The 8,765-nt window shown below is 34.0% G+C and carries 9 protein-coding genes; 3 read left to right on the plus strand and 6 right to left on the minus strand.

What is annotated here, in order from left to right; genetic code table 11:
• The coding region (locus tag ACIQ2Z_RS11835) for a T9SS type A sorting domain-containing protein (RefSeq protein WP_396184364.1) at window positions 1–340 on the plus strand (340 nt) is incomplete at its 5' end.
• A 123-nt stretch (window positions 341–463) separates the two neighbouring features.
• Window positions 464–1,369 (plus strand): T9SS type A sorting domain-containing protein, encoded by a 906-nt coding sequence (locus ACIQ2Z_RS11840; protein WP_396184365.1) that lies wholly within the window; start codon window positions 464–466, stop codon window positions 1,367–1,369.
• A 129-nt stretch (window positions 1,370–1,498) separates the two neighbouring features.
• Here the strand turns inward: ACIQ2Z_RS11840 and ACIQ2Z_RS11845 are convergent, their stop codons facing one another.
• Window positions 1,499–2,833, minus strand: a complete 1,335-nt coding sequence (locus ACIQ2Z_RS11845) for an HTTM domain-containing protein (protein WP_396184366.1) — start codon at window positions 2,831–2,833, stop codon at window positions 1,499–1,501.
• Window positions 2,830–3,759 (minus strand): bifunctional riboflavin kinase/FAD synthetase, encoded by a 930-nt coding sequence (locus ACIQ2Z_RS11850; protein WP_396184367.1) that lies wholly within the window; start codon window positions 3,757–3,759, stop codon window positions 2,830–2,832. The genes ACIQ2Z_RS11845 and ACIQ2Z_RS11850 overlap by 4 nt, the downstream gene beginning before the upstream one ends.
• A gap of 162 nt (window positions 3,760–3,921) precedes the next feature.
• Here ACIQ2Z_RS11850 and ACIQ2Z_RS11855 point away from each other — a divergent pair, with 162 nt between their 5' ends.
• Entirely contained in the window at window positions 3,922–6,573 is a 2,652-nt protein-coding gene (locus ACIQ2Z_RS11855) for a reprolysin-like metallopeptidase (RefSeq protein ID WP_396184368.1), read from the plus strand.
• A 150-nt stretch (window positions 6,574–6,723) separates the two neighbouring features.
• Here the strand turns inward: ACIQ2Z_RS11855 and ACIQ2Z_RS11860 are convergent, their stop codons facing one another.
• The 4 genes from ACIQ2Z_RS11860 to ACIQ2Z_RS11875 all read right to left on the minus strand — a co-directional run bounded on the left by ACIQ2Z_RS11860 (window position 6,724) and on the right by ACIQ2Z_RS11875 (window position 8,732).
• The gene (locus ACIQ2Z_RS11860; RefSeq protein ID WP_396184369.1) at window positions 6,724–7,230 is read right to left on the minus strand and encodes a hypothetical protein; all 507 of its coding nucleotides are present in this window, start codon (window positions 7,228–7,230) and stop codon (window positions 6,724–6,726) included.
• Between the two features lie 5 nt (window positions 7,231–7,235).
• On the minus strand, window positions 7,236–7,859 hold the full coding sequence (gene pth, locus ACIQ2Z_RS11865; RefSeq protein ID WP_396184370.1) for an aminoacyl-tRNA hydrolase: 624 nt from the start codon (window positions 7,857–7,859) through the stop codon (window positions 7,236–7,238).
• Window positions 7,860–7,885: 26 nt separating this feature from the next.
• Window positions 7,886–8,032 (minus strand): hypothetical protein, encoded by a 147-nt coding sequence (locus ACIQ2Z_RS11870; protein WP_396184371.1) that lies wholly within the window; start codon window positions 8,030–8,032, stop codon window positions 7,886–7,888.
• Between the two features lie 91 nt (window positions 8,033–8,123).
• On the minus strand, window positions 8,124–8,732 hold the full coding sequence (locus ACIQ2Z_RS11875; protein ID WP_396184372.1) for a 50S ribosomal protein L25/general stress protein Ctc: 609 nt from the start codon (window positions 8,730–8,732) through the stop codon (window positions 8,124–8,126).
• Between the last annotated feature and the right edge of the window lie 33 nt (window positions 8,733–8,765).

Consider the following 8,765-nt stretch of genomic DNA (forward strand, 5'->3'; position numbering starts at 1 on the left):
CTATCTAGGAAAAGATTGTAATATCTTAGTACCGGGTGGAGCACCAATTGTACCATTTACTAGACCAGTTGTTGACTCAAACAATCCAATGGGTGAATTTAAAGCAGTAGCTTATCCAAACCCATTCAACAACAGTTTTGCATTAGACTTAAAAACCAGCAGTACTAATCCGGTGAGCATCGCTATCTATGATATGACCGGAAGATTGCTAGAATTAAACAAGTACAATGCAGACAGTTTAGCAAAACAAACGATAGGGGAGCGTTATCCGGCAGGAGTTTACAATGTGATTGTAACCCAAGGGGAGAACATGCAAACGGTTCGTGTGGTTAAGAAATAATTATAACTGTATATTTAAAAAAAAGGTCTTCGAAAGGAGGCCTTTTTTGTTTACAATTTGGTAACTTTAGTTAATGATAATCCAATTAACTTTGAAAATAATTATTAATTTAAATTTTGAAATATGAAAAAAAATTACAGTTTTGTTTTGGTTGTATTAATTTCTTTATTGAGTTTTACCACAACTTGGTCACAACTAACTGTGACACGTTGGAATTTTAATGGAACTGCTGCTGATGCTGTCCCAGGCGGAACGGCTTCACCCACCCCATCAGAAGGAAATGGTTCAGCTTCTTTATTAAACGGTGTTACGGCTACTTTTGCTTCTGGCACAGCGAGTGGAGGTTCAAGCGATCCGGTTGTTACAACTCCCGAAAACTATGGTTGGAATACATCCACTTATGCTGCATTAGGAACTGAAAATAAACAAAGGGGAATTCAGCTTACTATTAGTACGGTAAATTATACTGGAATCAAGTTGTTGTTTGACCAACGCTTGAGTAATACGGCTAATAACACTTATGTAGTTCAATATTCCATTGATGGGTCATCTTGGATTGATGCGGAAACTTTTACAGTAACTCCAGCAGAAACCGGTACTGGTGATGTTTGGTATAATTTGAGAACAGTTGATTTGACAGGAGTAACTTCTTTAAATGATAATCCAAATGCTGCATTCAGAATTGTTAGTACTTTTGATCCAACTACTAATGATTACAGAGCTGCTAGGTCAACATCAACATATGGTCCAGCAGGCACTGTTCGTTTTGATATGATTACTTTAACTGCTGAGTCAACTCTAAGTTTACCAGGTTTTGAAAACACACAATCATTCTTCATGTCACCAAATCCATCTAAAGGAGGCATTGTAACTTTTAATAAAACAGTAGATTTTGAACTTTATGACTTAACCGGGAAGTTAATTAAAAAGGCATTTAACACTGATTTTGTTAATACTTCCTCATTGCAATCAGGAATTTATTTTGTAAAAACAAGTGAAGGAGTAGCTAAAAAGTTAATTGTACAATAACAATCTATTTTTTTATAAAATTAAATCCCGCATTAGCGGGATTTTTTATTCTTGAAAAGGACTAAATTACTTCGAAAGAGAGAATTAAAAGTAAGATAAATTTTTGTAAACTTATCAAATAGAGAACATTTAATTTTCAATACGTTCACCCTTTTTATCGTATAAAATAATCCATTCGTTATGACCGAAGTAATCCCATTTTGCCTCAGCAAAATCTACGGTTGGGTCAATGAACGATTTGTAAGGCTTTCCGTTTACAGAAAGTTGGGAATGAATATTGATTTTTACTTCTTTGCCTTGTTTTCCAAATTCTTTTTTGATGTGTTGAGCCATTTGCCACATCCCATCCGGTTTGCTACTCACAAAAACAAGTTGTTTTTTTGTCAGGTGTTCAGCAAGGTTGTATTTCAGTTCTTCATTTGTTTTTTTATCTATTATTTTGAATGTAGTGAGACCGCTTTTGTTTCTAAGCATCATCCTCCAACTTAGGCGATGACCTTCTTCCGTCCACAAGACATCCCCTTTGATAAACCAATGCCTTACCGGTAAAATCAGTTGAATAATGAAAAAAGGAATAAAGAAAAAGGTTAGTGCTTTAGTGTGTGAATAATTTGTCACATTTTCTTGAATAAGCGTTGGTTTTCTCTTAAAGAAAATGGCACGAATAGTTTCCGGAGGATAGAAAAAAACAACAAAACTTAATGCAAAAAAAGGGAAAATCCCAATTTGAAGCGTCATGGAATTAAATAAATGGAAAATCAAACTAGCAAGGAATGCTAAATTTCTTGTTTTTTTCCAGAGTAAAGCCGGAATGATTAAACCATCAAAAAATATACCGGCATAAGCAATAAACAAATGAAACCATTTTTCACTAAAAATTTCACCAATTACAGGGAAATCAGAAATGTTTGAAAATAAAATTCCGGTGAAAGTGCCGTTTAACCAATCGGGATAAAATTTCGAAATAGTTGCGAAAAAATAAACGATTGACATTTGTGCTATCATTACCCAAGCGACCCATTGTGGCATTGATAAACTTTTTATTTTCGGATTGCTTTTTGCGTCTGATGATGCATAGCGATTAGCCGGCAAGAAAAGCATAATTAAGCAAACTAAGAGCAATAGATAATAATGATTATTATAGGATGCTTTTTGCATTAAATATACGCCGGTCCACATTAAAGTAAAACCCGCTAAACTTAGGCGGTATTTATAACCCGCTAGTATGCCTAATCCAAAGATGCCCATTATGCAATAGTAAGCATACATCCCTAAACCGGGTAAGGGAATTAAAAAATCAAAACCGATATGGGGAAGATGAACCGTTGGGTCTATTAAATTCTTTTTTACCCAACCTGTAAAAATAGCCACAAAACTTTCCGCCATGATTAGAGCACCTAATGCAATTCTAAACACTATTAAGGGTGCATTGTCTATAGGTCGATATGCTTTTGCAAGAATCATAACGTATGGATATAGTTCATGGCAGTAGATTTGTCTTTCTCCAGTTGTTCGGTCAGCTGTTCCAGACTGTCAAATTTTTCCTCGTCTCGAATTCGTTTTAGTACTTGAATTTGTAGTTTTTTGTCATATAAAATTTCTTTAAAATCAAAGAAATGAATTTCAATACTTTGCCCTTCTCCATTCACTGTTGGATTAAATCCAATGTTCATCATGCCGAAAACCAACCTGTTATTTATGGTGCTTTGAATTATATAAACTCCGTTTTTAGGAATCAGTTTATAGGATTCTTCAATTTTCAAATTTGCCGTAGGAAAGTTTATCGTTCTGCCAATTCCTTTTCCTTTGACAATTGTTCCGGTTAATAAATAGGCATACCCTAAATATTCATTCGCTAAAGCAACATTCCCTTCCAATAATGCCTTTCTGATTTTGGTAGAACTTACAGAAACTTCATCAATCTCTTGAGCAGAAATTTGTTCAACTTCAAATTCATATTTTTTTCCAAATTCAATCAAGTCGTGGATGTCTGCAGTTCTGTTTCTTCCAAACCGATGGTCGTATCCAATGATTATTTTTTTGACATTAAATTGGTCAACTAACACTGTGGAAACAAATTCTTCCGCAGTTAGTCTGGAAAATACCTGATCAAAGGGATGAATTACTAAACTGTCTAATCCGGAAGCTTCTAATAATTGTATGCGTTCTTCTATGGTGTTTAATAATTTTATTTCCTGGCTATCCTGAAGAATCATTCTAGGATGAGGAAAAAAAGTAAGCACTAAACTTTCACATTCACAATTTGAAGAGTTTTGAATAAGTTTTTCAATGATTTTTTTATGCCCAATATGAACCCCATCAAATGTACCGAGGGTTACAATGGAATTTTGAGAAGATTTATAGTCTAATAAAGATTGAAATGTTTCCAAACTTTTTTTTACAAATTTAAACATTAAGTGAATACTTCCAAGGAGTTTCTAATTATTAAGAATATTCTAAGAAAAAAGAGTTTTTTAAGCACTTCATTTTAAAAAAAAATGAAATTTATTAAAAATATAATATATTTGTCCTTTAATCAATTAAAAACTAAAATGAAAAAAGCATTACTATTAATCCTTTTATCTGCATTTACGTATACCAGCGTAGTTGCTCAATCAGATAAGTTTTGGATTACTGAAAAAGAAACTGTTTCTGAAGTAACAAAAACAGCACAAAGGGAAGATTTTCCAACAGATTTCACATTGTATCAATTGAATACGGTGTTATTAAAACAAACTTTAAATGCTGCTACCGACCGTTTTTCAGGAAATAGTAGTGTTGTTATTACAATGCCTAATTCTAATGGAGAAATGGAACGTTTTCAAATGTTTGAAGCTTCAAATTTTGAACCAACATTACAAGTTCAATTTCCGGAAATTAGAGCTTATATTGGAATAGGTTTAGATGATCCAAAGGCACAAGTTCGAATGAGTATTGACCCAAAAGGAATTCAAACTATGACCTTCAGAGCAGGTCAAAGAACTGAATTTATGGAGCCTTATGCGGCGGATGGTTCTGCGTATGCTTTTTATGTTTCAAATAGATCAAAAGGAAAATTACCTTTTAGCTGTTCTACTGTAGACCACTCTATTACTGATAGATTAGCTGCAGACCATGATATTAATGTTACAGAAGCAAACAATTCGGTATTAAAAACTTTTAAGTTAGCATTATCTTGCACTGGTGAATATGGCGTTTATCATGGAGGTACTGTAGTGGGAGCTTTAGCAGCAATGAACGCTACTATGACAAGAGTTAATGGTATTTTTGAAAAAGATTTTGCTGTCCGTATGGTATTAGTAGCTAATAACACATCGGTAATTTATACTAATGCTGCAACTGATCCTTATGCTTCAGCAGCTCAAATGAACTTATGGAATGCTCAATTACAATCCACTCTAACTACTGTAATTGGAGAGGCAAACTATGATGTTGGTCATTTATTTGGAGCAACAGGTGGTGGTGGAAATGCAGGATGTATTGGTTGTGTTTGTGTTGACGGACAAAAAGGTAGTGGAATTACTTCTCCTTCAAATGGAGTTCCTGCAGGTGATACATTTGACATTGATTATGTAGCTCATGAATTAGGTCACCAATTTGGTGCAAATCATACGTTCTCTCATGCTTTTGAAGGAAGTGGTGTGAATATTGAACCAGGAAGTGGTTCAACAATTATGGGTTATGCCGGAATTACTAATTATAATGTACAAGGCAATAGTGATGATTATTTTGCTTATAGAAGTATTCTACAAGTGCAGACTAATTTATTAAACAAAACATGTCCCGTTTCGACACCATTAACAAATCCAACTTTAACAGTTACATCTGGAGGAAATTGGACTATTCCCCAAGGAACGGCGTTCATTTTAACAGGTACAAACCCTACTAACAATGCTGGTGCTACTTTTGCTTGGGAACAAAATAATAATGCGAATGCAACTGTTACAGGGGCTAATAGTGTTTGTTTTCCTACAAAATCTGTTGGGCCTAACTTTAGATCAATTATTCCTACGGCTACACCGGTAAGATATATGCCTGCATTTAGTTCGGTATTAAATAATTCACTTAGTTCTACTTGGGAGTCAGTATCAACTATACAAAGAATATTGAACTTTACATTGACTGCTAGAGATAATATTGCAAATGGTGGTCAAACGAATACTGCATCTGCGGCAATTACTGTTAATGCTGCAGTTGGACCCTTTACAGTATCGTCACAAAATAGCGGAAGTGTTTCTTGGTCTCAAGGATCTATCCAAACTATTACTTGGAATGTGAATAATACAAATACTCTTGTTGGTTCATCTGAAGTGGATATATTATTATCAACAGATGCTGGAGTAACTTTTCCAACAGTATTAGCGGCTGCAGTACCAAATGATGGTTCTCAAGATATAGTTGTGCCTAATGTGCTTACTCAATCTGCAAGAATTATGATTAGACCAACAGGAAATATCTATTATGCTTTAAATAGTGCATTTTTCCCAATTGGTTATTCATGTTCAGGGATTTCTAATAGTACATCTGCTACAATTGCTGATGGATTAGGTGCAAACCAAGCGGGTGCGACAACAGTCTCTAATACTAATTCAACTGAAACTGGAAGCATTACATCTATCGAAGTGTCAGTAAATGTTACTCATTCTTGGATAGGAGATTTAGTTATTGCATTGGTTCACCCTGATGGAACTTCGCTTAATCTTTGGAACAGAACGTGTAATAATCCACAAAACGGAAATATTAATGTGACATTTAAAGATGGTGCCGGAACTATTGTTTGTGGAACACCAACATCTGGTACTTATAGTCCTATTCAAGCATTAGCGCCATTATTAGGAAAATCAAAAAGTGGTAATTGGTCTTTGAGATTAACTGATTTTTATAATGGTGATACGGGGACATTAAATTCATGGTCAATTAATTTTGGTTGTACTTTAGGGAATGAAGATTTTAGTTTACAATCATTAGTTGTTTATCCAAACCCTAGTAATGGAAACTTTAATGTTAGTTTTGATAATGCTTCTGCAGAATCTGTAAATATTTCTGTTTTTGACATTAGAGGTAGAAAAATATTTGATAACGACTACCAAGGAGGAAATAGCTTCAATCAAAATATTCAATTAAATAATGCTCAACCTGGAGTTTATTTATTGAATGTAACTGATGGAGAAAGAAAAGAGGTAAAAAGAATTATTGTAGAATAAACATTTTTTTTTAAACTATAAAAGGCTGTCAAAATTTTGACAGCCTTTTTTATTGGTCACAAAAAAAGCTGAAACCGATTCACTTTTAGTGTATCTCACTTAAGCTTCTAAAAATTTCATAAAATGTAATTTGATATTGCAGTCTTAGGTTTAGTTATTTAGCATTAATTTAGTAATTATTTGAGAAGTTTTTTTTGTTTTGAATGTAAGTGATAAAAAAAGTTTTGAACCTTTTCTATTGGCATTTAATTCCCCATCCACTACTTTAAAATACCCTGTTTGTCCTTTACAAAAACAGTGTCGACCAAAGATAAGTTTGGTTTGTTGCAATTCTGCGTTTTGCAAATTTAAAGCCTTAATATTGTTGTTGATTTCAAGCAAAAGATCTTCCCGGTAATGGCCATCTTGTAAATTGGCTTCCGTAGTTTTGTTGTATTGAAAATGAATTACAGATTTTCCGTCAGTCTCCTTTAACTCATAATACATCCCTCCAAAATTATCATATACTACTACTAATGATTTGTTTTTGTGTAGTTCAATTTGGCACGTTCCATCTTTTGGGCAAGCACTGGTTAACGTAAGTTCTTCCTTTGAGGGAAGTTGGGCTTTACAGGAAAGTATAAAAGCAATTAACCCGAATACCACCGTTTTTTTCATTTGGATTATTTTCCGTTAAATTCGTTCATTGTATTATTAATCCCAGCTAAAGCGAAGGAATATACTATTTCAATTGATTTATCTAATCTCTCCGGCAGTTTTGCTTTTTCATCCTCGTTCCATTCCCCTAAAACATAATCAACTTGTTTGCCTTTTTTAAATTCATCGCTAATGCCAAATCGAAATCTTGCATATTCTGTAGTTACCAACAAACTTTGAATGCTTTTCAACCCATTATGACCACCATCACTCCCTTTAGCTTTGATTCGTATAGTTCCAAAACTCAAGTTCAAATCGTCTGTAATGACTAAGATGTTTTCTTTTTCAATATTTTCTTTTTCCATCCAATATTTAACTGCTTTACCGCTAAGGTTCATGAATGTATTTGGTTTTAATAGGAGTAACGTTCTGCCTTTAATTCTGATTTCGACAATATCACCCAGTTTGGCGGTTTGAAAAGTTAAATTTTCTTTTTTTGCCAAATGGTCAAGCACTTTAAATCCGATGTTATGGCGAGTATTGACATATTCGGCGCCACTATTTCCGAGGCCGACAATTAAGAATTTTTTCATATCCGGTTTCGCTACTGTATTGTTTTTTTGAAAAAGTGAATGTATCCATTGAATCATCTTGCAAAAGTACGAAAGTTTCTAAATTATAGCCGAATTTGATAGGAAGCACTTTTTACCCCTGATGGCAACGGAAAGCCTTGTGCCGTAAAAAAACGGTTTTTACAAACAAGCTTGAAGTGAACAGCAGGATTAGGTTCTTGAAAAAGTGGATAGTTTTCAGTTAGAAGCATAGAGTGATTTTGGTAGTAAGATTCTGAAACAAGTTCAGAATAAAAAAAAGCATCAGCGTGAACTGATGCTTTTGATATTGAGAAAATAGAATTATTTTTTCTTTTTTGCTCCACCTTTTTCTGCTTTCGCTGCTTCTTGAGCGGCTTTCATCGCTGCACGAGAAATTCTAACTTGAGCAACTACTGTATTGTCAGGGTGCATTAATTTAAAATTATTAGCAACTACTTTAGTTACATATAATTTATTACCCATTTCTAATTCAGAGATGTTGGCTTCGATAAAATCAGGTAGATTTTTTGGTAAAGCTTTCACTTTTAATCTTCTTTGGTTCAAACGTAAAACTCCACCTGATAATACACCTGGTGATGTTCCTGTTACTTTTACAGGTATTTCCATAACGATTTCTTTGTCGTCTTTTAACGCATAGAAGTCGATGTGTAAAATTTTGTCTGATACCGGGTGAAATTGGATGTCTTGTAAAATTACATCTGCTTTTTTACCGTTATTTAGTTCGATTACAACAGTGTGTGCGTTGGGAGTGTACACCAAGTTTTTGAACGCTTTTTCTTCTGCTGTAAAATGCACTGGTTGATCTCCTCCGTAAATAACGCAAGGAACCATTCCAGCATCACGTACGGCCTTCGTTGCCTTTTTGCCTACGTTTTCTCTTTCTGATCCTTTAATCGTAATCGATTTCATTGTAAAATATATAAAATTAATAAATAAAAATTC

It is taken from the genome of Flavobacterium sp. (assembly GCF_044361015.1).
Lineage (GTDB): Bacteria > Bacteroidota > Bacteroidia > Flavobacteriales > Flavobacteriaceae > Flavobacterium.